This is a genomic window from Micromonospora sp. CNZ309 (assembly GCF_002846525.1).
Map to the genome: position 1 here is coordinate 5,872,850 of NZ_PJNG01000001.1, position 26,187 is coordinate 5,899,036.

Below are 26,187 nucleotides of genomic sequence, written 5' to 3' on the forward strand. Positions count from 1 at the left end.
GGGCCGGCCGATGACACTGATCAGCTTCGTCGTGCCGGCCTACCGGGTGCAGGGCTACCTGCGCGAGTGCCTGGACTCCATCCTCGACCAGCCGGTCGCCGACATCGAGGTGATCGGCGTCGACGACTGCTCGCCGGACGACAGCGGCGAACTCCTCGCCGAGTACGCGGCCCGCGACCCGCGGGTGCACGCCGTCCGGCTGGCGGAGAACGTCGGGCTCGGTCCGGCCCGCAACGTCGGGCTGGACCGGGCCACCGGCGAGTACGTCTGGTTCGTCGACGGCGACGACTGGCTCGCGCCGGACTGCCTGGCCGAGGTGGCCGGGCGCCTGCGCGCGACCCGCCCCGACGTGCTCCTGGTCGACCACGTCCGGACCCACTGGAACAACGCCACCAGCCGCAGCGCGATGGCGGAGGTCTTCCCGGAGCCGCCCGGCGAGCAGACCTTCCGGCTGCGGGACCGGCCCGAGACGCTGCGGCTGCTGCACACCGCCTGGAACCGGCTGGTCCGCCGGCGGTTCCTGCTGGAGCAGGGCCTGCGCTTCGCCCCCGGCTGGTACGAGGACGTCTCGTTCAGCTACCCGGTGCTGCTGGCCGCCGAGCGGATCGGCGTGCTGGACCGGGTCTGCGTGAACTACCGGCAGCGCCGCACCGGGGCGATCACCCGGACCAGGGGCGAGCGGCACTTCGAGGTCTTCGACCAGTGGCACCGGGTGTTCCGGCTGCTGGACGCCGGCGGAGCGGACGTCGACGACCTGCGCCCCGCGCTGTTCGAGCGGATGATCTGGCACTACCTGACCGTGCTCGGCAACGGGGAGCGGATCGCCCCCGCGCTGCGCCCGGCCTTCTTCGCCCAGATCACCGCCGATCACGCGCGCTGGCTGCCGCCGGGCGGCTACCCGACGCCGGCCGGTGCCGAGGGGCTCAAGCACCGGCTGGTGGCCGCCGGCCGCTGGCGTACGTTCAGCGCGCTGCGCGCCGCCTACCGGGCGCGCGACGCCGCCCGGCGTACCGCGCGGGGCACGAAGCGGCGGGTGGCGCCCCCGGCCCGGCGCGCGGCCCGGGCGGCCCGGGACACCCTGCTGCGCGAGTACTATCGGGCCGAGCTGCGCCGGCCGGTCGAGGAGACGCTGGCCGTCTACGCGGCCTACTGGTACCGGGGGTACGCGGACAACCCGGCCGCGATCTTCGAGGCGGCCCGCCGGCTGGCGCCGCAGGTGCGCGGGGTGTGGATCGTCCGACGCGACCGCGTGCACACCGTGCCGGAGGGCGTCGCGTACGTGGTCGCCGGGACGCGCGCGTACTACCGGGCGCTGGCGCGGGCGCGCTGGCTCGTCAACAACGTCAACTTCCCGGACTTCGTCCGCAAGCGGCCGGGCACCGTGCACGTGCAGACCCACCACGGCACGCCGGTGAAGGTGATGGGGCTCGACCAGCAGCGGTACCCCGTCGGCGCGGTCGGGATGGACTTCGCCGGGCTGCTGCGCCGGGTGGACCGCTGGGACTACAGCATCAGCGCGAACAGCTTCTCCAGCCAGATGTGGGAGCGCGCGTACCCGGCCGCGTACACCACGCTGGAGGTCGGCTATCCGCGCAACGACCGGCTGGTCACCGCGACCGCCGAGGAGGTGCTGCGGCTGCGGGCCGGGTTCGGCCTCGGGCCCGGCGAGCAGGTCGTCCTGTACGCCCCGACGCACCGGGAGCACCTGCCCGGCTACCGGCCGCCGTTCGACCCCGAGCGGCTGCTCGACGTGCTCGGGCCGGCCGGCCGGCTGCTGATGCGCAGCCACTACTTCCACGACCGGGACCGCCCGACCCGCCGTCCGGCGGAGCGCGACCGGGTACGCGACGTCAGCGGCCATCCGCACGTGGAGGACCTCTACCTCGTGGCGGACGTGCTGATCACCGACTACTCCTCGGCGATGTTCGACTACGCCGTGCTCGACCGGCCGATCGTGGTTTACGCCCCCGACTGGGAGGCGTACCGGCTGGCCCGGGGCGTCTACTTCGACGTGACCGCGGAGCCACCGGGCGCGGTGGCCACCAGCTTCGACGACCTGCTCGACCTGTTCCGCGCCGGCGGGGTCGACGCGGAGGCGGCGCGCAAGGCCCGGCAGCGGTTCCGGGCCCGGTTCTGCGCGCTCGACGACGGCCACGCCGCCGAGCGGGTCGTCCGGCGGGTCTTCCTCGGCGAGCGGTGAGCGCGGGACGTCGTCCCGGCGGGTGGGCGTCACAGGGCCGTCACAAGCCGAACATGGCACGTTTACCCGATGTGCGAGACGGATGATCCTCGTCACAGTCATTCGGGGTTCGCCCGACGAGCTGGGGGGAGGGCACGGTGACAACCGTCGCGCTCAAGGACGTCACGAAGGTGTTCAGGGACGGCACGCTGGCCGTCGACAAGGTCAACCTCGACGTCGAGGACGGCGAGTTCATGGTGCTGCTCGGTCCGTCGGGCTGCGGCAAGTCCACCGTGCTGAGGATGGTGGCCGGGCTGGAGGACCCGACGTCGGGCGCGGTCATGCTTGACGGCGAGCTGGCCAACGACCTGCCGCCGCGCGACCGGAAGATCGCGATGGTCTTCCAGGACTTCGCGCTCTACCCGCACATGACCGTCGGCGACAACATCGCCTTCCCGCTCAAGCTGTCCGGGTTGGAGCCCGAGCCGCGCGACGAGCGGGTCACCGACGTGGCCAGCGCGCTCGGCATCGGCGACGTGCTCGGTCGCAAGCCCAGCCAGCTCTCCGGCGGGCAGCGCCAGCGGGTCGCGATGGGCCGGGCGATCGTGCGCCGCCCGGGCGTGTTCCTGATGGACGAGCCGCTGTCCAACCTCGACAGCGGGCTGCGCGCCGAGCTGCGGGCGGAGATCTCGGGCCTGACCCGGGAACTGGGCGTCACCACCATCTACGTCACCCATGACCAGGCCGAGGCGCTGACCATGGCCGACCGGGTCGCCATCATGCGCAAGGGCGTCCTCCAGGACGTCGGCACCCCCACCCAGGTCTACGGCCGCCCGGCCACCCTCTACGTGGCCGCGTTCCTGGGCAGCCCGCGGATGAACCTGCTGGAGGCCTCGGTCTACGTCCATCTCGACCGCTACGTCACCCTCACCCTCGGCGAGCAGGCGCTGCACCTGCCGTGGGACGACATCCGCAGCCGGGCCGTCGCGCACTACCACGGGGAACGGATCGTCGTCGGGATGCGGGCCGAGGCGCTCACCCCGGTGGCGCCGGACGCCCAGGGCGCCGTGCTGCACGGCCGGATCCGCTACCTGGAGCACCACGGGCACGAGTCGCTCGCCTTCCTCGACGTCGGGGCCACGGCCATCGTGGTGGACGAGATGGGCGCGAGGGCCGACGCGCCCCCCGTCCAGCGCGGCCGGCGCCGCTTCGGGCAGGTCGTGCAGCGGCTGACCGGGCGCGCCGCGGAGGAGGAGGTGGCCGCGCCGACCGGTGTGACCCGCACCAGCGTGCTCAACGACCCGGGCCGGCACCACCGGCGCCCGGCCGAGCTGGCGGTCCGGCTCGCGCCGTACCCGGGGGTCTCCGCCGGTCACCCGCTGGCCGTCTCCGTACGCATGGACGCGCTGCACTTCTTCGACGAGCGCGGCGACCGGATCGACGTGGGCTGGCGCTGACCGCGGCGACCCTTGCCGGGAAAGTTACCGGCTAGTAACGTCGGGCCATGACCATCGACTCGCGCCAGGTGGCGGCCGGCATCCTGGAAGCCGTGCCGTTCGCCCGTACGCTCGGCATCGAATTCGTCGAGGTGGCCCCCGAGGCGGAGGGCGGCGTACGGGTGACCGTCCGGCTGCCCGACTCGCCGGCCACCCACAACCACGTCGGCGGCCCGCACGCCGGGGCCATGTTCACCCTCGGCGAGACCGCCTCCGGCGCCGTCGTGCTGGCCGCGTTCGCGACGCTGCTCGACCGGGCCACGCCGCTGGCGGTGCGCGCCGACATCGCGTACCGGAAGCTGGCCATGGGGCCGGTGCGGGCCACCGCGCGCCTCTGCCGGCCGGTCGCCGAGGTGGTCGCGGAGCTGGAGTCCGGCAGCCGGCCGGAGTTCCCCGTGCAGGTGGCCATCGCCACCGAGGAGGGCAAGCCGACCGGCGAGATGACCGTGGTCTGGACGCTGCGCCCCAACTGAGCCGGGCGGCAAAGGGGACCGAAAGCGGTTTACGGACCCGGAGGTCTGGATAGATTCGTACCGTGTTGGGCCTACCTGCTCACGTGACCGCCTGTCTCTTCGATCTGGACGGTGTGCTGACGCAGACCGCCCGGGTGCACAACGCCGCCTGGACCGAGACGTTCGACGGCTTCCTGCGCCGCCGCGCCGCCGTCACCGGCGAGGAGTTCCGCCCCTTCGATCCGGGGCCGGACTACAACCGCTACGTCGACGGCCGGCCGCGCGCCGACGGGGTGCGCACCTTCCTCGCCTCCCGGGGCATCGTCCTGCCCGAGGGCTCGCCCGACGACCCGCCGGACGCCGACACCGTCAACGGCGTCGGCAACAGCAAGAACGTGCTGCTGCTGGAGCGGCTGCGTACGCACGGCGTGGACGTCTACCCCGGCTCCGTGACCTACCTGGAGGCGGCGGTCGCCGCCGGCCTGCGCCGGGCGGTCGTCACGGCCAGCGCCAACGGCCGGGAGGTGGTGGCCGCCGCCGGGCTGGAACCGCTGCTGGAGGCCCGGGTCGACGGGCTCGTCGCCCGCGCCGAGGGGCTACGCGGCAAGCCGGCCCCGGACACCTTCCTGGCCGGTGCGCGGCTGCTCGGGGTCGACCCGCGCGACGCCGCCGTCTTCGAGGACGCCCTCGCCGGGGTGGCCGCCGGGCGGGCCGGCGGATTCGGGTACGTGGTGGGCGTCGACCGGGTCGGCCAGGCCGCCGAACTGCTCGCCCACGGCGCCGACGTGGTGGTCACCGACCTCGCCGAACTGCTCGACACCAGGCGGCCCGCGTGATCCGGGAACGCGCCTATCCGGTCGAGCCGTGGCACGTCCGGGAGACGCGGCTGGACATGGACGTCCTGGCCCAGTCGGAGTCGGTCTTCGCCCTCTCCAACGGGCACGTCGGGCTGCGCGGCAACCTGGACGAGGGGGAGCCGCACGGCCTGCCCGGCACCTACCTCAACTCCTTCTACGAACTGCGCCCGCTGCCGTACGCGGAGGCCGGCTTCGGGTTCCCCGAGTCCGGCCAGACGATCGTCAACGTGACCAACGGCAAGCTGATCCGGCTGCTGGTCGACGACGAGCCGCTCGACGTCCGCTACGGCGAACTCCTCGCCCACGAACGGGTCCTCGACCTGCGCGCCGGCACCCTGCACCGGGAACTGCACTGGCGCTCCCCGGCCGGCCGCGAGGTCAAGGTCCGCAGCACCCGGCTGGTCTCGTTCACCCAGCGCGCCGTCGCCGCGATCCACTACGAGGTGGAGGCGGTGGACGGCCCGCTGCGGCTGATCCTCCAGTCGGAACTCGTGGCGAACGAGGCGCTGCCCCCGCAGAGCAGGGACCCGCGGGTCGCGGCCGTGCTGGAGTCGCCGTTGCAGGCCGAGGAGGAGCTCACCACCGCCGACGGCGGGCTGCTGATCCACCGGACCAAGGTCTCCGGGCTGCGGGTGGCCGCCGCGATGGAACACGAGGTGTACGCCCCGGCGCGCAAGACCATCCAGTCCGAGGGGTACGAGGACTGGGTGCGTACCACCATCGGGTGCGTGCTCCAGCCCGGCGAGACGCTGCGCGTGGTCAAGTACCTCGCGTACGGCTGGTCGAGCCGGCGGTCGCTGCCCGCGATGCGCGACCAGGTCGAGGCCGCCCTGACCGGGGCGCGACTCGACGGCTGGGACGGGCTGCGCCGAGAGCAGCGCGAATACCTCGAGGAGTTCTGGGACGCCGCCGACGTGGTGGTGGAGGGCGACCCGGAGATCCAGCAGGCCGTCCGCTTCGGCATGTTCCACGTCCTCCAGGCGGGCTCCCGGGCGGAGCGGCGGCCCATCTCCGCGAAGGGCCTGACCGGGCCGGGGTACGACGGGCACGCGTTCTGGGACACGGAGATGTTCGTCCTGCCGGTGCTCACGTACACCCACCCGGCGGCCGTGCGGGACGCGCTGCACTGGCGGCACGCCACCCTGGCCGCCGCCCACGAGCGGGCCCGGACGCTCAACCTGGAGGGGGCGGCGTTCCCCTGGCGCACCATCGAGGGGCCGGAGTCGTCGGGGTACTGGCCGGCGGGCACCGCAGCCTTCCACATCGCGGCCGGCATCGCCGACGCGCTGCGCCGCTACGTGCAGGTCACCCAGGACACCGAACTGGAACGCGAGATCGGGCTCGAGCTGCTGGTCGAGACCGCCCGGCTGTGGCGCTCCCTGGGCCACCACGACCGGCACGGCCAGTTCCACATCGACGGGGTCACCGGCCCCGACGAGTACACGGCCGTCAAGAACGACAACATCTACACCAACCTGATGGCGCAGCGGAACCTGATCACCGCCGCCGACGCCGTGATGCGCTACCGGGACGAGGCGTTCCACCTCGGCGTCACCGACGAGGAGGCGGCGGCCTGGCGGGACGCGGCGGCCTCCATGCACGTCCCGTACGACGAGGAGATCGACGTCCACGAGCAGGTCGAGGGCTTCACCCGGCTCCAGGAGTGGGACTTCGCGCAGACCCCGCCGGAGAAGTACCCGCTGCTGCTGCACTACCCGTACTTCGACCTGTACCGCAAGCAGGTCGTCAAGCAGGCGGACCTGGTCCTGGCCATGCACTGGCGGGGGGACGCGTTCACGCCGGAACAGAAGCTGCGCAACTTCCTCTACTACGAGCGGCGTACGGTGCGCGACTCCTCGCTGTCGGCGTGCACCCAGGCGGTGCTGGCGGCCGAGGTGGGCCACCCGGAGCTGGCGCACATCTACCTGCGCGAGGCCGCGCTGATGGACCTGCACGACCTCAACGAGAACACCCGCGACGGCGTGCACATGGCCTCGCTCGCCGGCGCCTGGATCGCCCTGGTGGCCGGGTTCGGCGGGTTGCGCGACCACGACGGCAACCTCTCCTTCGCGCCCCGGCTGTCCAGCCGGCTGGAGCGGCTGGAGTTCTCGCTCCAGTGGCGCGGGATGCGGCTGCGGGTCGACGTCCGGCCATTCGAGACCACGTACTCGCTGCGCCGCGGCGACCCGGGGGACGTGCTGGAGCTGCGGCACCACGGCGAGCCGGTGCGGGTCACCTGCGGGGAGCCGGTGACGATGCCGATCCCCCCGGCGGAGGTGTCCGGCCCGGCCCCGGAGCAGGCCCCGGGGCGTGCGCCCCTGCTCCGCCTGCCCGAGAACGAGCCGTGACGGGCCGCCGCCGGCCCGCGTACGTCACGACGGGCCGGCGGCGCCGGTCTGCGTACTCCCGACGGTGGCGCCGCCGGTCAGACGGGCCTGCCCTGTGACGGGCGGCCGGCGGCGTCGCGGGGCGCCATCGCCCGCGGGTCGTCGGCCGTGCGCGCCTGGGCCGCGTCGTCCGCCCAGTCCCGGCCGCGCTCGGTGTCCTGTTCCCGCCGGTCCCGGTCCGTGTCCTGCTGCCGGGTCTCTCGCTGCTGCGCCATGGCGATCCTCGCGATCCGTCGGGGCGCGGTTGCGCCGGTACGGCCTGCGGTCATCCGCCGCCTACCCGGGCCCCCGGGCGACAAACGCCGGCCGAGCCGGGCGGCTTGCCGGCCCGGAGGACGGGTATGCGGCCGAGACCGAGGACGTACGGAGGCGAGATGGACGTGCGCAGCAGCGCGGTGACGATCCCGGCGGGGGACGCCGAACTCCCGGCCGATCTGCTGATCCCGGCGGAGCCGGCCGGCGTGGTGCTCTTCGCGCACGGCAGCGGCAGCTCCCGGCACAGCCCACGCAACACCGCCGTGGCGCACGTGCTCAACCGCGCCGCCCTCGGCACCGTGCTGGTCGACCTGCTGACCCCGGCCGAGGACCAGGTGGACGCCCGGACCGCCGAGCTGCGCTTCGACATCACCCTGCTCGCGGACCGGCTCGCCGCGATCGTGGCCTGGCTGGCGGCCGAGCGACCTCTCGGCGCGGTGCCGATCGGCCTCTTCGGGGCCAGCACCGGGGTGGCCGCCGCCCTGGTGGCGGCGGCCACCCGACCGGACCTCGTCGGCGCGGTGGTCTCCCGGGGCGGCCGCCCCGACCTGGCCGGCCCGGCCCTCGGCCAGGTACGCGCGCCCACGCTGCTGCTGGTCGGCGGCCTCGACGAGCAGGTGATCACGCTCAACGAGCAGGCGCAGGAGGCGCTGCCGGAGACGGCCGAGCTGACCGTGATCCCGGGGGCCACCCACCTCTTCGAGGAGCCCGGCACCCTGGAGCAGGTCGCCCACTGCGCCGCCGACTGGTTCACCACCCACCTGCCGGCCTCCCGCTGAGCGCCGCCCCCGGGTCAGGCTGGGGTCGGGGGTGCCGGGTGCCGGCGGTGCTGCTGGACGGTGTCGACGATCCGCCAGACGACGGCGGTGATCGGCACCGAGACGAAGGCCCCGGCGATGCCGGCGATCAGGGTGCCGGCGGTCACCGCCACCAGGATCACCGCCGGGTGCAGGCGTACCTGACGCTTCATGATCAGCGGCTCGAGCAGGTTGCCCTCGATCTGCTGCACGGCGATCACGGCGGCCAGGACGAGCAGCGCGGTCACCGGCCCCTTCGCCGCCAGGGCGACCAGCACCGCCACCGCGCCGGCCACGGTCGCCCCGATGATCGGGATGAAGCCGCCGAAGAAGGTGATGAGCGCGAGCGGGAAGGCCAGCGGCACCCGGAGCAGCACCAGCGCCAGACCGATGCCGATCGCGTCGATCGCGGCGATCATCATCGTGCCCCGGCTGTACGCGCCGAGCGTCCGCCAACCCGCCCGGCCCGCCTCGGCGGTCACCCTTCGGTTCGGCCCGGTCGACCGGGACAGCGTCCAGTGCCACATGGAGCGGCCGTCCTTGAGCAGGAAGAACAGCAGGACGAGCGCGAGCAGCGCCGAGCCGACCACCTCCACGGCCGTCCTGGCGCTGGAGACCGGATCGACCGAGTCCTGACCGAGGCCCTCGCGGGCCTGGCCGAGCAGCCGGTCGAGCTGCTGGTCGGTGACCGGCAGCGTGGAGGTCACGAAGTCCCGGGTGCGTTGCAGGCCCTGCCCCAGCTCCTGGCTCAACTCGCTGAACTGGCCCGCGGTGAGGCTCCACACCAGCGCGCCGACGCCGAACAGCAGGCCGAGCAGCAGCAGCACGGTGAGCAGGGCGGCGAGGGCGGCGGGCAGCCGGAGCCGGCGCAGGGCGAGCTGCACCGGGTCGAGCAGGGCGGTGAGGAAGATGGTGGCGGCCAGCGCGATGGCCAGCGGCGCGAGCAGCACCGCGATCTTTCCGAGCAGGTACAGCCCGGCGACGACCACCACCAGGCAGGCGCTCCACACCACGGCCGAGCGGACCAGCCAGGGAAGCGCAGCCCAGGTCTGTCGGGGGCCCGCGCCCCGGTCCGTCGTCCCCTCGGGCGTACGCCCGGCACCGTCTGCGACCACGTCGGCCCTCCTCGATCTCCGGCGAGTCGGTACCCGGCCGGCGTCCCTCCGACACCCGCGTCCCCTTTCACGCTAGTTGGGCGGCCGAGGCGCCGGGGAAGACCGCCCGTTTCCCGATCGCGCTCCGGTCGCCCCGTCCGTCTGTTTGCGCCACCGGCCTCAGGGAACGCAGAGATCGGACCCGGATTCGAGGAGGACCCGATGAGCGACTTCATGGACAAGGCCAAGGACTTCGCCGACAAGCACGACAAGCAGGTCGACCAGGGCCTGGAGAAGGGCGGCGACATGGCCGACAAGCGCACCGGCGGCAAGTACGACGAGCAGATCGACAAGGGCGTCGACCAGGCCCAGACGCGTACCGGCGGGGGCGACCAGGTCCGCTGAGCCCGTCGGGCGTTCCGGGCCGTCGCAGTCGGCAGCCCGGGACGCCCGCTTCTGCGTCGATCGACGCGTACCGCTAGCCAAGGATCGACCACTCTCGCTACCATCCGCAGTCGGAACATGACTCAACGTGGAGTCGTCCCCGACCGGACCGGTGCCCACCCCTGGGGCGCCGTGACGAGAGGAAGTCATCCGGTGACCGAGGCCCCCGAGACGACCGCCCCCCAGCGTTATCCGTTCAGCGACCCCGACCGGCTCGACCTCGACCCGCGCTACGCCCGGCTGCGCCGGGACGAACCGCTCACCCGCATCCGCATGCCGTACGGCGAGCCGGCCTGGCTCGCCACCCGCCACGCCGACGTCCGCACCGTGCTCGGCGACGCCCGGTTCAGCCGGGCCGCCTCGGTGGGCCGGGACGAGCCCCGCAACTCGCCGCGGCAGCAGGAGGGCGGGATCCTGTCGATGGATCCGCCGGAGCACACCCGGCTGCGCCGACTGGTGGCGAAGGCGTTCACCGCCCGGCGGGTGGAGGAGCTGCGGCCGCGTACCCGGCAGGTGGCCCACGAGCTGGTCGACGGCATGCTCGCCGCCGGTCCGCCGGCCGATCTCGTGGCGCACCTGGCCACCCCGCTGCCGATCCGGGTCATCTGCGACCTGCTCGGCGTCCCGGTGGCCGACCAGGACCGCTTCCACACCTGGTCGGAGGCGATCGTGTCGACCACCTCGCTGACCCCGGAGCGGGCCCAGGAGTACATCGACAGCCTCTTCGCGTACATGGGCGAGCTCATCGCCCGGCGGCGCGAGCACCCCACCGACGACCTGCTCGGCGCGATGGTCCGGGCCCGGGACGCCGACGACCGGCTCGCGGAGGACGAGGTCGTGCGGCTGGCCGCCGGGCTGCTCGCCGCCGGGCACGAGACCACGGTCACCCAGATCCCCAACTTCGTGTACGCGCTGCTCAACCATCCCGACGAGTGGGCCCGGCTGCGGGCCCGGCCGGAGCTGGTGCCGGGCGCCGTCGAGGAGCTGATGCGGTTCGTGCCGCTCGGCGCGTCCTCGGCCTTCGCCCGCTACGCCCTGGAGGACGTCGAGATGGGCGGCGTGCTGGTCCGCGCCGGCGAGCCCGTGGTGGTGTCGATCTCGTCGGCCAACCGGGACGAGACGGTCTTCGCCGAGGCGGACCGGCTCGATCTGACCCGGGAGGCGAACCCTCATCTCGGCTTCGGCCACGGGGTGCACCACTGCGTAGGCGCCCAGCTGGCCCGCATGGAGCTCCAGGTCGTCCTGGAGACCCTGGTCGACCGCACGCCCGACCTGAGGCTGGCCGTGCCCGAAGCGGAACTGACCTGGAAGAGCGGCCTGCTGGTGCGGGGCCTCGTCGCCATGCCGGTGAGGTGGTGAACCGGTGAGTGGGTCGAACGAGCAGTGGCGGGTGCATGTGGACCCGACCCGGTGCATCGGGTCGGGGATCTGCGCGGGCACCGCGCCGAAGCACTTCGTGCTGGTGGACGGGCTGGCCCGTCCGCTGGCCGAGCGGGTGGCGCCGGACGACGCGTTGGTCGACGCTGCGGACTCCTGCCCGATGGAGGCGGTCATCGTCTCCGAGGCGGACGGCCTGCGCCGGATCGCGCCGGAGCCCTGACCCGACCGGTTCCGCGTGACCTCGCGGGGGCGGACCCGACCGGCGCCGCCGGTGCGTACGCCGGTGGCCACGCCCCGGGCCGGGCGTGGCCACCGTGGGCGCGGGCGGTCAGCGCTGCTTCTCGCCCAGCTCCGCCATCGAGGTGGCGCGGCCGCTCAACGCGTCGCGCATCCGGTCCACCAGGCCGGCACCCGGGTTGAGCAGCCGGTTCGCCGGCGGCCGGTCGGGCGCGGCCGGGTGCGGCCGGGTCGGGGCGGTCTTCTTGGTCGCCTCCACCTTCTCAGCCAGTTCGACCATCTCCTCGCCGGCCACGGCGGCGCGCAGGCGGGGGAAGAGGTCCGACTCCTCGTCCTTGACGTGGTGCCGGATCGTGCTGGTCAGGTGCGCCAGCAGTTCGTCGAAGCGCGGGTCGGACGGGTCGACCGACTCCAGCTCCTTCATGGTCCGCTCGGCGTCGGCGTGCTCGGAGATCTCGTGCTCGGCGATCTGGTCGCCGTCCGGCAGTGCCCTGCGGGCGGTCGGATAGACGTGCATCTCCTCGGCGACGGCGTGCCGGACCAGCTCGGCGATCATCACGTCGGCCAGCTGTCGGCGGTGCTCGGGGGTGCCCTGCCGGCTCTCCAACTGCACGAAGAGCGCTTCGACCTCACGGTGGTCGGCGGTGAGGACGTCCACCACGTCCTGACCGCTGGTTGCGGATGGGTTGGTCATGTCTGCCCCTTACCGGTTGCGGAACGGTCGGCTGTGAGCCCTGGTACCCGCGAACCGTCGACCGAACCCACGGCGAGCGATCGACGTCCCTCACCGACGACGGCCGCCCGGCCGCCCCGGTCGCGAGCGGCCGACGAGGGCCGGCCCCCGCGTGGGGACCGGCCCTCGTGGAGGTACGGGTCAGGACGAGTAGCCGCGCTCGGCGATCCAGTTGGCGACCTTCTCCAGCGTCATCCAGTACTCGCCCTCGGGGGCGGCCGGGTCGGCGATGCGGATCAGGTCCCCGCCGTCGCGGTAGCCCACCAGGGTCAGGTAGTGCCCACCCTCGTACGAGTGCGGGTTGCCGACCGTGTCGACGGCGGTGCCCTTGATGTTGGCCACCACCGGCCGGCCCGCGTCGAGGGCCGCGACCACGTCGGAGCGAAGCCGGTCGACCTGCTCCGGCCTGGCCACCGAGTCCCGGATCTCGGTGGTCCGGTATCCCCGGCCGGTCAGTTCGTTGAGCACGCGGGTGGTGTCCAGGGCGGAGTCGGTGCCGGCCTCGGTGGTGCCGAGCCGCTTGGCGACCTCGTCCTGGGGCAGCGCCCTGCCCAGCGCCGACAGGGCGATCCGGGTCGCGGCCGGGCCGCAGTAGTAGAAGTTGGGCTGGGCCTGGTACTCGATGCCCACCGAGCGCTCGGCCCGCCGGTCGGCGCGGCCGTTCCGGTCGGTGTGCCCGTCGGTGTGCACCGAACCGACCGGCGCGGTCGCCGCCGGTGCGGCCTGGGCGGTGGCCGCCGGGCCCGCGAGGCAGCCGCCGGCCACCAGCAGACCGGCGACGGAGAGGCCGCTCCTCTGCACGATCGAATTCATGGTCGGGCTCCAATCGGGGGTCGACGCCTCCGGGGGGAGGCGTGCAGCACCGGGAAAGGCGCTCGGCTCTGTGGTGATTCGACGACCCGGGGCGGTCGGCCCACGGGCGGTACTCAGGGACGCAACGGTCCTGCTGAGGAGGACATTCCTGGCCCGCGCGGCCGGGCGTACGGCCGCACGTCGGGTTCAACCGGCCGGCGGGCAGCAGGATTCCGGCGTACGGATGCCGCACGTCACACCCCCCGGCGCCGGGCGGGCGGCGTCCCCGGATCGCGCGGATCCGTCGGGGATCGGGCGGCGATACCGGGATGAACCGGTCAGGAGGTCACAGACTGCCCAGCAGGCGGGTCACCGTGATCTCGATGACCACCCGGTCGGGATTCGGGCGGGGGGTCCGGTAACGCTCGGCGTACCGGCGTTCGGCCTCGGCCACGGCCGGCCGGTCGGCACGCACGACGGCCCGGCCCTCGATGGTCAGCCAACGTCGCCCGTCGACGTGGCAGACGGCCACCGGGGCGCCCCCGGGGCCGGCGGCGGCCACGTGCCGCGCCTTGCGGGACGCGCCGCCCGTGATCACCCGGGCCAGTCCGGCCGCCGCGTCGAAGGTGACCCCCACCGGTACGACGTGCGGGGTGCCGTCCGGACGCAGGGTGGTCAACGTGGCCAGGTGCCGTTCCCGGCAGAACGCCACGACCCGCTCGTCGTGGGGTGCCAACCGATGGTCGCCGGGCATGTCGGTCCCCTGTCTCGCGGTGCGGCAGCGATCATGGCACGTGGCGCCGGTCCCGGGTGGGGTCGGCTGCCGCGTCGGGTGCGCCGGTCAGCGGTCGGTTCGCGGCGGGGTCGGCCGCCGCGTCGGGTGCGCCGGCCAGCGGTCGGTTCGCGGCGCGCCGCTGCCGGACCAGCCGGCCGAGGTAGAGCAGCGCGCCGGTCAGCACCGCCATGTCGTCCAGGTAGATGGGGTCGGGAAGCAGGTCGATCGGCAGGACCGTGTAGAGCAGCGCGCCGTAGAAGGCGACCTTGCCGCTCACCCCGAGCGTGCCGAGCAGCCGGCGGGTGCGGATCACGCGGACGGCCAGCACCACCGCGCCGACCAACGTGACGACCGCCACGACACCGACGACGACCCACGCTTCCCTGGACACACCGTCACGCTAGCCCAGCGGGACCGGTTGCGCCCCGCTCGCCGGTCAGTACGCGGGGACCGCCGCCCGGCCCCGGGCGACCGACGGCACGTCGCGGCCGGTCAGCACCGGGAACTCCCGGGTCTGCTCCGCCGTACCGGCGCCCTCGATCAGCGGCAGCAGCGACGGCGACTCCTCGGCGCGGGGGCTGACCGCCGCGAACGCCTCGTCCCGCAGGCTGCGCGCCGCCTCGGCGGCGGTCTCGGCGGCCCGCCACGCGGCCTGCTCCCGTTCCCGGGCCGCCCGCTGCCGGGCGAGCAGGTTGTCCCGTACCGCCCGGCGCAGGACGAGTTCCTGCTCGACCGGGTGCAGTCGTGGATCCCAGCCGTCGCGGTGCGCGAAGACGTCGCTGAGCTGCTCCACCGACAGTTCCTTGCGCCAGTACGCGTCGAGGGCGGCCCGGTGCAGGAAGCGCTCGCGCTCCGCGTACTCGGCGGGCGTCCGGACGGTACGCGGCAGGGGCATCGCCTCGGCGACCGCCAGCCGACGGACGTCCGCCTCGGCGGCCTCGTACGCCTGCCAGGCCGCCTCGACCTCCTCCTGCGCGGCCAGCCACTCGGCCCGCAACCGGGCGGCGGTGGTGGTGGCCCGTTCCGCGGCGACCGAGACCTCCCCGGCGTACCGGGAGCGTTCGCGCTCCTCCTCGGCCCGTTCCAGCTCGCTCGGCATCGCGGCGCGCCGGATCCGGGAACCGGCGTCGAACGTGAGCCGGCCGGGCCGCAGCAGCAGCAGGCCGGCCACGGCGACGGCGACGACGCCGAGCAGGCTCAGCCAGATCACGGCGGCCCGGGGCACGTCGAGCAGGACGGAGGAGAACACGTTTTGCATGGTCAGCACCTCGCGGTCGATCGAGGGGAATCGACAGGGTCTGTGCCCGGCGTACGGGCGGGTGGGTTTCGGGCGCGCGTGCGGGGCGTACCGCGGCGGTGGCCGACCCGGCGGCGGACCCGTGACGGGGCGGGCGGCCGGGTAGGCCGGCGACGTGGCGACCGGAGCAGGGGAACGGGTCGGAGGGACCCGTGTCGCGCGGCGACGGTTCGTCGCGGGCGACGCCCCTGGCTGTGCAGCCGGTGGCCGACGGTCAGGCGCCGGGCGGACCGCGCCGGGCGGGGTCGCCCCGGCCGGGGTCGCGGGCGGGGCCGTCCGAGCGGGCCACCGGGGCGGCGGAGGTGTCGGCCGGTGCGGTGGCGCTCCGTGGCGCCGGTGCGGCGGCGGCACCGCTGACCTGCTCCGCCACTGGCTCCCGGCGCGGCAGCCCGAGCCGGGCGTCGGCGGCCGGAACGGCGGCGGTGACGGCGGCCGGGCCGGTGACGGACGGTGCCGGGGCCGGTGCGGCGACGGCGCCGAGGCCCACAGCGAGCACGAGCGCGGCGACCGCCAGGCGGGTCAGCTCGCGCAGGGAGCGCAGCGTGACCGACCAGAACGGGTCGACGGACGCTACGGACGGCACGTGTCCAACCTATCGCCCGCGCCCGGTGCGTGCAGCACGGCGACGGCCGGGGAACGGGTGACCGCCGCCACGATGTCCGAAATGGATCGTCGGGCCGGGCGGTGCGAGCCGCGCGGCACGACGCCGGACGTGCGACGGCCCACCCGGTGGTACGCCCGCCGGGTGGGCCGTCGTCGTGCGGTGGTGGTCAGCCGTCGGTGCCGAGCACGGGCGGAGCGGCGGCTGCGCCGTCGCCCCAGACCATGTCGTCCTCCGTCAACCAGGTCAGCCGGCCGTCGGTGTCGTCGTCGTGCGCCCCCTGGCTGCCGCCCAGGACGCCGGGGCGCCCCGCGGTGCCGCGTGCGCGCCCCGCCGCGTTGGCCGCCCGGTCGCCCTGCCGTGAACCGTCCCGCGCGCCGTCGAAGCGCCGGCCCATTCCGGTGGCGGACCGGTTGTCGGCCACCGGGCTGCCGCCGGCGGCGCGGACCGCGGAGGTCGGCGCGTTGCCGCTCGCGGCGAGGGCACCGGTGCCGAGCACCCCTCCGGCCGGACCGCCCTGCGGGCCGAACTGCATGCCCGGCCCACCGGCCGAGGCCGTCGAGGTGCCGCCCAGCCCGGCGGGACCCGTCGTGGCGGTCGCGCCGGTCAGCAGCGTGGCACCGGCGAGGGAGGTGCCGACCGCGACGCCGCCCGGAGCGCCGGAGACCGGGCTGCCGCCCGGGTGCCCGCCGCCGACGGTGCCCGGCGTGGCCGTCCCGGAGCCACCGCCACCCGGCCCCGAACCCGGCGTGGCGGGGGTTGCGACGGTGGCGCCGCCTGGCTGCCCGGCGAGGCCGGAGGTGGTCGGCGCGGCCGTCGGCGTGGTGGCGCCCGGGCCGCTGCGCGGGGTCGTCGAGGAGTCGCGGCTGGTCAGGCCGGGGGTGTCCGGGTGTGGCGGCGGCGGCGCGACCAGCCGGCCGTAGGCGGAGAGGTCGTAGCCGGCGGCCAGCTCGGCCACCACGTTGACCATCCGCTGGTGCGCCTTCTCCTGCTCGGCCTTGTCCTGCTGGTGACCCAGCAGCCCGCCCACCACGATGCCCGGCACGCCGAACACGGCACCCTTGGCCGCGCCGGAGAGCGCCTGGTCGTGGTCGTCGGTCTCGGCCGGGCTCTCCGCCTGCGCGCGGGCGGTGCGCAGCTCGCCGGCCATCAGGGTCAGGCCCCGGCTGACGTCCGCCATGCCCTCGCCGAGCTTGTCGGCGTAGTCGGTGACGAGCGTCAACCGCCGCTGGAACTCCTGCGCGGCCGAACCCGTCCAGGTGTTGGCGAGCTTGTCGAGGTCGCCGCTGAGCTCGCGGGACAGCCCGTCGAGCATGCCCTTGAGCGCCGTCCACTGCGCGGCGACGCCGTCGATCTGGCCCGGCTGACCGGCCATCACGCCGTCGTAGAGCTGCTGGTGGCTGACGTGCTGGTAGCGCTGGGTGTATTCAGACACGCGGTTCCTCCTTCCGCTTCAACGCGTCGTCCACCCCGTTCAGCGCGGCGGCGATGTCGGCGGAGTTGGCCGCGTTACGCTCCTCGGCGGTGCGGTAGTTGGCCAGGATCGTCGCGGTGGCGCTCTGCGCTGCCTTCACCGCGGCACGCAACCGGTCGACCTGGTCCACGTAGGACTGGTGGACCTCGGAGTAGCGGCGGGAGTTCTCGGTGGCGTCGGCGAACGAGCCCAGCGCCGGGGGCCGGCACTGCATCTCGGTGCTCAGCTTCCGCAACGCCTTCTCCGCCTCGGTCAGCCGGTTGGCCAACTTCTGGTGGAAGTCTTCCAGGGACAGCAGGTCGACTGTCGTGCGCCCGGTCATGGCAGCATCCCCGTACGTCATCGTCGATAACCGTTGGCGAGGCTCAGGTTAGTCGACCGGTGCGACGCGGGCGACCCGCTACCGGCGTCGATCCGTCACGTGCGGACCCCGGCCCCCGGTCGCGGCCGGGCCGACCTCAGCCGTCCGCTCCCGGGCTGGCGGACGACGCGTCCGGCGAGGCCGGCGCCTCCGACTCCGGTCCGCCGGAGGGCGTCACCGGCGCGCCGGACCGTTCCGGCGCGGGGCTGTCCGTCGGCTTCGCCGCGCCGCCCGTCGGCTTCGCCGGCGCCGACGGCGCGGGTCCGGGCGCGAAGTGGGAGAGCGCGGCGTCCCGCGAGAGGGTGGGCCCCGTGGGCACGAGGGCCAGCAGCGACGCGGGTACGGCCAGCGGGGTGACCCCCTCGTAGCCCAGCGCCGACATCGCGCCGACGCCGAGCGGGTAGCGGACCCCCTGGGCGCTGATCAGATGGACGGTGGCGCCGGGGGCGGCCGTGCCGCTCTCGCCGGCGCCGGGGGTGGCCTGCACGAGCACGCCCTTGCCCCCGGGCAGCAGCACGCCCTCGGCGGTCCGTACGCCGTCGCGGGCGCTCTGCCGCACCGGAACGCCGGCGGGCTCGGCCAGCTCCGTCGGCACGCGGTCGAAGACCTCCAGGGTGGTGGTGGGCGGCCCACCGTCGGCGCCCGCCCGGTAGGTCGCGCAGACCGCCGTCCGACCGGCGGTGACCGGGTGCAGCGCGGGCAGGGCCTGCGGCATCCCGGCCTCCTCCGCCCGCTGGTCGGTCAACAGCTTGCCGGCCTGCGCCGGGGTGATGTCGGTGACCTGGCCGCCGTCGCGCAGCAGCAGCAGCGCGCTGATCTCGCCGATCGCGGAGAGGCCCTCCCGGGTGAGCACGTAGTGCTGGCCCGCCGCCCGGAAGACCTGACCGACCTTGGCCGGGCGCTCGGTCAGGGTGCTGGCCTCGTCCTCGCCCGCGATCGCCGGCTTGCGCAGGACCGGCCCGGCCGGCACGGCGTTGAGCAACTGCTGCCCCACGGGCAGGCGTGGCGCGTTGGCCATCCGCAGCGCGGCCAGCGCGGAGTCGCCGCCGGTCACCTGCAACCGGGTGTCGCCGGTGAGCAGGTGCCGCTGGCCGTCGGCCTCCACCAGCACGGCCCGGTCGCCGAGCGGCGCGCCGCCGGGCAGCGGGCGGTCGATCACCACCCGGGTGCCGGAGCGGCGGGGGTCGGCCGGGTCCGGCACGTCGCAGACCGACCAGGGCAGGCCCGTCAGGGACTTGCGGTCCGGCAGCGCGTCGGGGGCGCCGACGATGCCGACCGTACGGCCCCGGGGCCGGTCCCGGATCGACGCCTGGGACATCGTGCGCACCTGCGGGGCCGGCTCGTTGATGATCAGCCGGGCCGAGGCGTAGTTGAGGGTCGGGTGCAGCTTGCCGTCGACGAAGACGTACGTCGCCCCGGTCTCCCGCTCGATCACCAGGGTGTTCGGCTCCAGCGGCGCCGTGTTGCCGGTGAACTGCCCGTACGCGCCCACGCCGCCGAGCACCACGGCCGCGGCGATCACGCTGCCGAAGACCGCCATGCCGAGCCGCCGCATCGGCAGGTTGGTGGTCTCGGGGTCGCCCGACAGCAACGCCGAGACGATCCGGCGGGTGACGAAGCGGTACGCCTGCACCTGGTCGCGGCGGGTCCGCATGACTTACCTCCGGCGGGGGTGGGTCCGCGACGAGCAGGTCCGAGTCGGTGTCGCGGGCTTCCCTACGATAAGGGGCCGTCGACGGGTCACCGGGACCAGCGCCCGACCCGATCCGGCGGACGCTCCGCCGTCCAGAAAGGACTGTCAGCGATGACGCAGGTTCAGGCGCCACCCGGTCGTCCGGCACCGCAGCCGTCCGGCGTCGCCGGGCGGCCGGTCGTCCCGGCCGACCGGCGCGACCGTGGTCGGATCGGTCCCGTCGCCGTGGGGCAGCTCGTCGTGCTGGAGCTCTGCGCCCTGGCCGTCTGGGCGGCGCTGGGCGGCCCCGTCTGGCTCGCCGCCACGGTCGGAGTGCTGTCGCTGGCGGTGGCGGTCGCCGTCTTCGCCCGTCGCGGCGGCCGCTGGTGGTACGAGGACCTGCTGCTGCGCCGCCGGCTGCGGCGGCGTCGGGAGGCGGCCAGGAGCACCGTCGCGACGGGCGGCGGGGCCGACCCGAGGCTGGCCGCCCTCGCCCCCGAGCTGACCGTGACCGAGCTCACCGACCGTGGCACCCGGCTCGGCATCGGCCAGGACGCGCAGGGCTGGTTCGCGGCGGTGGCGTTGCAGGGCCGGGCCGGGGCGCCCGCCGGATCGGTCGAGGCGGCGGTGCTGGACCGGGCGCTGCGGGTGCTCGCCGACTTCACCGGCCCGGTCACCCGCGCCCAGGTCGTGTCGCACACCCTGGTCTGGTACCCGGCGCCGGGCGCGCCCCCGGCGGCGCACCGGACGGTCTGGCTGGCGCTGCGGCTCTCCGTACGCGACGCCCGCGTCGAGACCGTCAGCCGGGGCGGCGGCATGCCCGGCGTGCACCGCACGCTGGCCGCCGGGATCGGCCGGCTGGGCAAGGCGCTGACCGCGGCCGGGCTCGACCACCGGCCGCTCAGCCGCGACGAGCTGCGCGCGGCGGTGGTCTCGGCGGCCGGGCTGGACCTGGCGCCGACGCCCCCGGCGGAGACCTGGACCGGGCTGCGCGGCGGCGGCTGGACCCAGCGCTGCCTGGTGCTGCGGCCCCGGGCCGACGCGCCCTTCGGCCCGCTGGTGGACGCGGTGACGGCGACGTCCGCCCCGTCGCACACCCTGGCCGTCGTGGTGCTGCCCGGTGGACGCGTCGCCCCGCCGATGCTGCGGGTGGCGGCGCTCGACGACCACGTGGAGGCGCTGGTCAAGGCGGTGCGGGAGGTGGCGCGCCGGTCGGGCGCCCCGGCCCGCCCCGTGGACGGCCAGCACGGCCCCGGCGTCTACGCCACCGCCCCGGCGGCCACCACCGTGACGACCCTGCACCCGGCAGCCTGAGGGCGCGGGCGGGTCAGGGGCGGAGGTTGACGATCCAGCCGTAGAGGCCGACGACCCAGACGGCCAGCGGGACCAGCGCGATGATCAGCATGATCTCCACGATGTCGAGCAGCCGGCCCCAGACCGGGGAGATCCGCTTGCCGGCCACGGTGAGCCCGTAGATCAGGCTCACCACGGCCGCGAGCACCAGGCCGCCCAGGATCAGGCCGAGGCGTACGGCGGTCGAGCCGTTGCCGAACGTGGCGGCGGCGGTCAGGCCGAGCCCCGCGGTGCCGGCGAACAGGACCGGGGTGCGCTGGGCGCGGCCCAGGAACGGCCGGGCCCGCAGCAGCGACAGCAGGGCCAGCACGAGGCAGAGCAGCACCGCCGGCAGGCTGCCGTGCAGCGCGAGGACCACCTGGGCGCCGAGCACCAGCAGCGACACCGTCCAGAGCAGGCCGGTCAGGAACTCGTCGGCGCGCTCGCTGAGCTGGAGCACCTGCCGGCCGTCCACCGACTCGGTGTCGGTCTTCAGGTCGTCGGGCCCGGTCGGGATGGACGGCACCGGCAGCCGGGCCAGGCGGTACGCCATCATCGGCAACGCCGGCACCGCGCCGAACGCGATCGCGGCGACCACCGCGGCGGCGGCCGGCGCGTCGGTGTCGAAGGCCAGGCTGACCAGCGCGCCGAGGCCGGTGGCGGCGCCGACCGCGACCGCGCCGAAGAAGAGCGGAAGCCGGTCGCCGACGGCCAACGCGGCCACCGCCGCGCAGACCACCACCGCCGTGGCGGCGAGGAGCACGTGCGGCGCCGCCAGCTCCGTCAGCGGGCGGTCGCCGGCGAGCAGCAGCAGGCCGCCGACCCCCGCGTACGCCAGGCCGACGACGCCCAGCACCGACCCGGTCGCGCTGTCGGCGGCGGCCCGGGACAACACGGCGGCGGTGACCACCAGGGCGACCGCGACCACCAGCGCGGCCAGCGCGCCCGGCAGGTGCGGAGGACCGGTGAACAGCGCCGCCAGCGCGCCCGCGCCGAGCGCCGCGGCGGCGAAGAGCACCGCGAAGGAGCGGGTGGTGCCGACCTGCCAGGCACCCGGGCGTTGGTTGGTGGCGGTGGCCACGGCGTCGACCACGTCGTCGAAGACGATCTCCGGCGCGGTGGCCGAGCGGGGGTTGAAGTAGAGCACCTCGCCGTCGCGGATACCGAGCTGCGTGGCGGTACGGCCGCCGTCCAGCGGCTGGCCGCCCAGCCGGGCCAGGCTCCAGCCGCCGTGCCGCACCCCCTCGTCGGCCAGGTCCTCACCCGCGTAACGGAGCAGGGTCGGCAGCAGGTCGGCGAGCGGTACGTCCGACGGCAGCGCGAGGTCCATCCGGGTGCGGGGCGCCACGATGGTGATCCGGCTCAGGCCGCCGGTCGCCGTCTTCGTCGCCACAGTGGCCTCCTCGCGCTCTCTACGATCACCCCTGGCCGGCGGCGCCGACGCACGGGCTCCTGACGCCCACGGGAGATTACCTACGATGGCGGGCACGTACGATGCCCACCCGACGACTCCGGTCGCTCGCCGAACTTCATCAGGGCCGCTTCTGGGAGGAGACAGCCGTGAGCACGGTGGTGTTCCGCCGGCTCCCGCGTCAGCCGGGGCCAGCGCTGCCGCGAGGCGAGGTGCTGCTGGAGTCGCCTCCGGAGCTGCCCGAGCCGACCCCGCGCGGGATGGGGCAGCTGCTGATGATCCTGCCGATGGTCTGCGGCGTGGGCGCCATGGCGTTCCTCTACGCCGGCCGGGGCGGCGGCACGATGACCTACATCGCCGGCGGCCTCTTCGGCGTCTCGATGCTGGGCATGGCGATCGGATCGCTCAGCAACGGCAACAACGACAAGGCCGAGCTGAACGCCGACCGGCGCGACTACATGCGCTACCTGGCCCAGATGCGCAAGCGCACCCGGCGCGCCGCCGAGCAGCAGCGGGCGGCCATGGCCTGGCGGCACCCGGAGCCGGACGCGCTCTGGTCGATCGCCGCCTCCCGGCGGCTGTGGGAGCGGCGGATCACCGAGGACGACTTCGGCGAGACCCGGATCGCCACCGGCCCGCAGCGCCTCGCCGTGGAGATCGTCCCGCCGGAGACCAAGCCGGTCGAGGACCTGGAGCCGATGAGCGCCATCGCGCTGCGTCGCTTCGTACGCGCCCACTCGAGCGTGCCGGACCTGCCGACCGCGCTCTCGGTGCGGGCGTTCAGCCGGGTGGTGCTGCGCGGCGACCGGGAGCCGGTGCTCGACCTGACCCGGGCCGCGCTCGGTCAGCTCGCCACCTTCCACGCCCCGGACGACTTGGTCGTCGCGATCGTCGCCGCACCGGACCGGCAGCCGTCCTGGGACTGGGTCAAGTGGCTGCCGCACAACCACCACAGCGCGCGGACCGACGCGGCGGGCGCCCGCCGGATGGTCTTCGCGAGCCTCGCCGAGGCGGAGGAGGCGCTCGCCGGTGAGCTGGCCGGCCGGCCCCGCTTCGCCCCCGAGGCGAAGCCGCTGACCACCGCCCCGCACCTGGTCGTGGTGGTCGACGGCGGCGAGGTCTCGGCGGCGTGCCAGCTCATGGGGCCGGGGCTGCTCGGCGCGACCGTGATCGACCTGTCCGGCACCGTGCCCCGCGACGCCGGCCGCTGGCTGCTCTGCCTCGACGTCGGCGACGGCAGCGCCCTCGAACTCGTCCGGGGCACCTCCTCGTCGCGGCTCGGCCGGCCGGACCGGCTCACCGAGGCCGCCGCCGAGGGGCTGGCCCGGCAGATCGCCCCCTTCCGGCTGTCGCAGCAGCAGACCACGTCGGAGGAGCCGCTGGCCAAGAGCATGGAGCTGCCGGACCTGCTCGGCGTCGGCGACGCCGCCGCCGTCGACGTGCAGCAGACCTGGCGCCCACGCAGCCACCGCGACCGGCTGCGCATCCCGCTCGGCGTGGGGCCGGACGGCAACGTGGTCGAGCTGGACTTCAAGGAGTCCGCGCACGAGGGCATGGGCCCGCACGGCCTCATCATCGGCGCGACCGGTTCCGGCAAGAGCGAACTGCTGCGCACGATCGTCGGCGCGCTGGCCGTGACGCACTCCTCAGAGGAACTCAACTTCGTCCTGGTCGACTTCAAGGGCGGCGCCACCTTCGCCTCGCTGGACGCGCTGCCGCACACCAGCGCGGTGATCACCAACCTGGCCGACGAGCTGCCGCTGGTCGACCGCATGAAGGACGCGCTGGCCGGCGAGATGACCCGCCGCCAGGAGGTGCTGCGGGCCGCCGGCAACTACGTCTCGCGCTACGACTACGAGAAGGCCCGGGCCGCCGGCGAGCCGCTGGACCCGATGCCCAGCCTGCTCATCATCTGCGACGAGTTCAGTGAGCTGCTCGCCGCGAAGCCCGACTTCATCGACCTGTTCGTCATGATCGGCCGGTTGGGCCGGTCGCTCGGCGTGCACCTGCTGCTGGCCTCCCAGCGGCTGGAGGAGGGCAAGCTGCGCGGCCTGGACACCCACCTGTCGTACCGGATCGGTCTGCGCACCTTCTCGGCGGTGGAGAGCCGGATCGTGCTCGGCGTGCCGGACGCGTACGAGCTGCCCAACGCTCCCGGCCACGGCTACCTGAAGACCGACACCAGCACCATGCTGCGGTTCCGGGCCGCGTACGTGTCCGGGCCGTACCGGGCCCCGGGGCAGGCGGCCGCGTCGTCGCGGGCGCTGGTGCAGCGCCGGATCGTGCGGTACGGGGTGGACTTCGTACCCGTGCGGAACCCGACCCTGCCGGTGCCGGACGCGCCCGAGCCGGAGCAGCCCGCCGACGGCAAGGCCGTGGCGATGCTGGACGTGCTCATCGACCGGCTGAAGGGGCGGGGCCGCCCGGCGCACCAGGTCTGGTTGCCGCCGCTGGCGGAGCCGCCGGGCCTCGGCGAGCTGCTGCCGCCGCTGAGCGTCGATGCGAGGTTCGGCCTCTGCACCGCCTCCTGGGGCGGTCGCGGGCGGCTGGCCGCACCGGTGGGCATCGTGGACCGGCCGTACGAGCAGCGCCGTGACCCGATGCTCGTGGACCTGGCCGGCGCCGGCGGCAACGTGGTGATCGTCGGTGCCTCGCTCAGCGGCAAGAGCACGATGCTGCGCTCCATGCTCGCGTCGCTGGCGCTCACCCACACCCCACGCGAGGTGCAGTTCTTCTGCCTCGACTTCGGCGGCGGCGCGCTGCGCAGCCTGGACGGGCTGCCGCACACGGCCGGGGTGGCCGGGCGGCGGGACACCGAGGCCGTACGCCGCACCGTGGCCGAGGTGGTGGCCGTCCTGGACGAGCGGGAGAACCGGTTCGCCCAGCACGGCATCGACTCGGTGGCCAGCTACCGCCGGCGCCGGGCGGCCGGGGAGTTCGCCGACGACCCGTTCGGCGACGTCTTCCTCGTCGTCGACGGCTGGAACACCCTGCGCCAGGAGTACGAGGAGCTGGAGCAGACCATCACCACCCTGGCCAACCGTGGCCTGGGCTTCGGCGTGCACGTGGTGCTGACCGCCGTACGGTGGGCGGAGATCCGGATCAACATGCGGGACCTGCTCGGCACGAAGCTGGAGCTGCGTCTCGGCGACCCCAACGAGTCGGAGATCGACCGGCGGGCGGCGGCGAACGTGCCGACCGGCTCGCCCGGGCGCGGCCTGACCCGCGACAAGCTGCACTTCCTGACCGCCATCTCCCGGATCGACGGCCGGCGCGACATCGACGACCTGACCGAGGCGTCGATCGCCCTGTCCCGGCACGTCGCGGAGGCCTGGAAGGGCCAGCCGGCGCCGAAGGTACGGCTGCTGCCGCGCCGGCTGCCCCTCGGCGAGCTGGCCCGGGTCGTCGACCGGTCGGCGCCGGGCCTGCCGATCGGCGTCAACGAGTCGGCGCTGGCGCCGGTCTACCTCGACCTGGTCAACGAGCCGCACCTGACGGTCTTCGGCGACGCCGAGTGCGGCAAGACCAACCTGCTGCGGCTGATCGCGCGGGGCATCACGGAGCGGTACACCCCGGCGCAGGCCCGGCTGGTCATCGCCGACTACCGGCGCGGGCTGCTCGGTGCGGTCGAGGGGGACCACCTGCTCGACTACGCGCCGTCGAACCAGGTGTTCGCGCAGGGGCTGGCCTCGATCCGCAGCGCCCTGTCCAACCGGCTGCCCGGCCCGGACGTCACCACCGCACAGCTGCGCGACCGCAGCTGGTGGAAGGGGCCGGACCTCTACATCCTGGTCGACGACTACGACCTGGTCGCCTCGGGCGGCAGCAACCCGCTCAGCGCCCTGCACGAGCTGCTGCCCCAGGCCCGCGACATCGGACTGCACCTGATCATCACCCGGCGGGTGGGTGGCGTGGCCCGGGCGCTCTACGAGCCGGTCCTGCAACGCCTGCGGGAACTGGACCAGCCCGGCCTGCTGATGTCCGGCAACCGGGAGGAGGGCGCGGTCTTCGGCACGCTGCGGCCCAGCCCGCAGCCGCCGGGCCGGGGCACGCTGGTGCGCCGGCGCGACGGCCAGCAGCTCATCCAGACCGCCTGGGCGGAGCCGTCCTGACGCCCGACCGCCGGGACGGCGCCGTCGGTGGGACGGCCCGGTGTGACGG

General features: G+C 74.7%; 23 protein-coding genes. 11 read left to right on the forward strand and 12 right to left on the reverse strand.

Annotated elements, in window-relative coordinates; all coding sequences use genetic code 11:
- Positions 1-10: 10 nt before the first annotated feature.
- The 5 genes from CLT72_RS25175 (at position 11) to CLT72_RS25195 (ending at position 7,332) form a co-directional block, all read left to right on the forward strand.
- Entirely contained in the window at positions 11-2,200 is a 2,190-nt protein-coding gene (locus tag CLT72_RS25175) for a bifunctional glycosyltransferase/CDP-glycerol:glycerophosphate glycerophosphotransferase (RefSeq protein WP_101413880.1), read from the forward strand.
- Between the two features lie 137 nt (positions 2,201-2,337).
- A complete protein-coding gene (locus CLT72_RS25180; protein WP_101413881.1) occupies positions 2,338-3,636 on the forward strand; it encodes an ABC transporter ATP-binding protein in 1,299 nt (432 codons plus the stop codon).
- 47 nt (positions 3,637-3,683) lie between these two features.
- The gene (locus CLT72_RS25185; protein ID WP_101413882.1) at positions 3,684-4,148 is read left to right on the forward strand and encodes a DUF4442 domain-containing protein; all 465 of its coding nucleotides are present in this window, start codon (positions 3,684-3,686) and stop codon (positions 4,146-4,148) included.
- A 62-nt stretch (positions 4,149-4,210) separates the two neighbouring features.
- Positions 4,211-4,963 (forward strand): HAD-IA family hydrolase, encoded by a 753-nt coding sequence (locus CLT72_RS25190; protein ID WP_101413883.1) that lies wholly within the window; start codon positions 4,211-4,213, stop codon positions 4,961-4,963.
- The gene (locus CLT72_RS25195) at positions 4,960-7,332 is read left to right on the forward strand and encodes a glycosyl hydrolase family 65 domain-containing protein (RefSeq protein WP_101413884.1); all 2,373 of its coding nucleotides are present in this window, start codon (positions 4,960-4,962) and stop codon (positions 7,330-7,332) included. The genes CLT72_RS25190 and CLT72_RS25195 overlap by 4 nt, the downstream gene beginning before the upstream one ends.
- Before the next feature lie 77 nt (positions 7,333-7,409).
- Here the strand turns inward: CLT72_RS25195 and CLT72_RS32405 are convergent, their stop codons facing one another.
- The gene (locus CLT72_RS32405; protein ID WP_199184639.1) at positions 7,410-7,586 is read right to left on the reverse strand and encodes a hypothetical protein; all 177 of its coding nucleotides are present in this window, start codon (positions 7,584-7,586) and stop codon (positions 7,410-7,412) included.
- A 159-nt stretch (positions 7,587-7,745) separates the two neighbouring features.
- On the opposite strand from CLT72_RS32405, the gene CLT72_RS25200 reads away from it, so the two are divergent.
- Positions 7,746-8,405 (forward strand): dienelactone hydrolase family protein, encoded by a 660-nt coding sequence (locus tag CLT72_RS25200; RefSeq protein ID WP_101413885.1) that lies wholly within the window; start codon positions 7,746-7,748, stop codon positions 8,403-8,405.
- Between the two features lie 14 nt (positions 8,406-8,419).
- On the opposite strand, the gene CLT72_RS25205 is transcribed toward CLT72_RS25200, so the two are convergent.
- Positions 8,420-9,538: an AI-2E family transporter gene (locus tag CLT72_RS25205; RefSeq protein WP_101413886.1), complete on the reverse strand. Its 1,119-nt coding sequence runs from the start codon at positions 9,536-9,538 to the stop codon at positions 8,420-8,422.
- 201 nt (positions 9,539-9,739) lie between these two features.
- Between CLT72_RS25205 and CLT72_RS25210 the strand changes: the two genes are divergently transcribed.
- The 3 genes from CLT72_RS25210 (at position 9,740) to CLT72_RS25220 (ending at position 11,561) form a co-directional block, all read left to right on the forward strand.
- Positions 9,740-9,922, forward strand: coding sequence for an antitoxin (locus CLT72_RS25210; RefSeq protein WP_101413887.1), 183 nt, complete (start codon positions 9,740-9,742; stop codon positions 9,920-9,922).
- 192 nt (positions 9,923-10,114) lie between these two features.
- Positions 10,115-11,320, forward strand: a complete 1,206-nt coding sequence (locus CLT72_RS25215; RefSeq protein ID WP_250100734.1) for a cytochrome P450 — start codon at positions 10,115-10,117, stop codon at positions 11,318-11,320.
- 4 nt (positions 11,321-11,324) lie between these two features.
- The gene (locus tag CLT72_RS25220; protein ID WP_101413889.1) at positions 11,325-11,561 is read left to right on the forward strand and encodes a ferredoxin; all 237 of its coding nucleotides are present in this window, start codon (positions 11,325-11,327) and stop codon (positions 11,559-11,561) included.
- 108 nt (positions 11,562-11,669) lie between these two features.
- Here CLT72_RS25220 and CLT72_RS25225 read toward each other — a convergent pair whose 3' ends face one another.
- From CLT72_RS25225 to eccB, 9 genes are all read right to left on the reverse strand, one after another.
- Entirely contained in the window at positions 11,670-12,272 is a 603-nt protein-coding gene (locus CLT72_RS25225; RefSeq protein WP_101413890.1) for a hemerythrin domain-containing protein, read from the reverse strand.
- Between the two features lie 180 nt (positions 12,273-12,452).
- Positions 12,453-13,124, reverse strand: coding sequence for a C39 family peptidase (locus CLT72_RS25230; RefSeq protein ID WP_101413891.1), 672 nt, complete (start codon positions 13,122-13,124; stop codon positions 12,453-12,455).
- Between the two features lie 325 nt (positions 13,125-13,449).
- On the reverse strand, positions 13,450-13,857 hold the full coding sequence (locus tag CLT72_RS25235) for a pyridoxamine 5'-phosphate oxidase family protein (RefSeq protein ID WP_089002293.1): 408 nt from the start codon (positions 13,855-13,857) through the stop codon (positions 13,450-13,452).
- A 31-nt stretch (positions 13,858-13,888) separates the two neighbouring features.
- Positions 13,889-14,269, reverse strand: a complete 381-nt coding sequence (locus tag CLT72_RS25240) for a DUF1232 domain-containing protein (protein ID WP_101413892.1) — start codon at positions 14,267-14,269, stop codon at positions 13,889-13,891.
- Between the two features lie 45 nt (positions 14,270-14,314).
- Positions 14,315-15,136, reverse strand: coding sequence for a hypothetical protein (locus tag CLT72_RS25245; protein WP_101415377.1), 822 nt, complete (start codon positions 15,134-15,136; stop codon positions 14,315-14,317).
- A gap of 253 nt (positions 15,137-15,389) precedes the next feature.
- The gene (locus CLT72_RS25250; protein WP_101413893.1) at positions 15,390-15,758 is read right to left on the reverse strand and encodes a hypothetical protein; all 369 of its coding nucleotides are present in this window, start codon (positions 15,756-15,758) and stop codon (positions 15,390-15,392) included.
- A gap of 187 nt (positions 15,759-15,945) precedes the next feature.
- Positions 15,946-17,211, reverse strand: a complete 1,266-nt coding sequence (locus CLT72_RS25255; protein WP_101413894.1) for a WXG100 family type VII secretion target — start codon at positions 17,209-17,211, stop codon at positions 15,946-15,948.
- A complete protein-coding gene (locus CLT72_RS25260) occupies positions 17,204-17,572 on the reverse strand; it encodes a hypothetical protein (RefSeq protein ID WP_101413895.1) in 369 nt (122 codons plus the stop codon). Before CLT72_RS25260 ends, CLT72_RS25255 begins: the two co-directional genes overlap by 8 nt.
- A gap of 136 nt (positions 17,573-17,708) precedes the next feature.
- Positions 17,709-19,265, reverse strand: coding sequence for a type VII secretion protein EccB (gene eccB / locus CLT72_RS25265; RefSeq protein ID WP_101413896.1), 1,557 nt, complete (start codon positions 19,263-19,265; stop codon positions 17,709-17,711).
- Between the two features lie 150 nt (positions 19,266-19,415).
- Between eccB and CLT72_RS25270 the strand changes: the two genes are divergently transcribed.
- A complete protein-coding gene (locus CLT72_RS25270; RefSeq protein ID WP_101413897.1) occupies positions 19,416-20,597 on the forward strand; it encodes a type VII secretion protein EccE in 1,182 nt (393 codons plus the stop codon).
- Between the two features lie 13 nt (positions 20,598-20,610).
- Here the strand turns inward: CLT72_RS25270 and eccD are convergent, their stop codons facing one another.
- The gene (gene eccD, locus CLT72_RS25275; RefSeq protein ID WP_101413898.1) at positions 20,611-22,008 is read right to left on the reverse strand and encodes a type VII secretion integral membrane protein EccD; all 1,398 of its coding nucleotides are present in this window, start codon (positions 22,006-22,008) and stop codon (positions 20,611-20,613) included.
- A 167-nt stretch (positions 22,009-22,175) separates the two neighbouring features.
- On the opposite strand from eccD, the gene eccCa reads away from it, so the two are divergent.
- The gene (gene eccCa, locus CLT72_RS25280; protein ID WP_101413899.1) at positions 22,176-26,138 is read left to right on the forward strand and encodes a type VII secretion protein EccCa; all 3,963 of its coding nucleotides are present in this window, start codon (positions 22,176-22,178) and stop codon (positions 26,136-26,138) included.
- Positions 26,139-26,187: the final 49 nt, after the last annotated feature.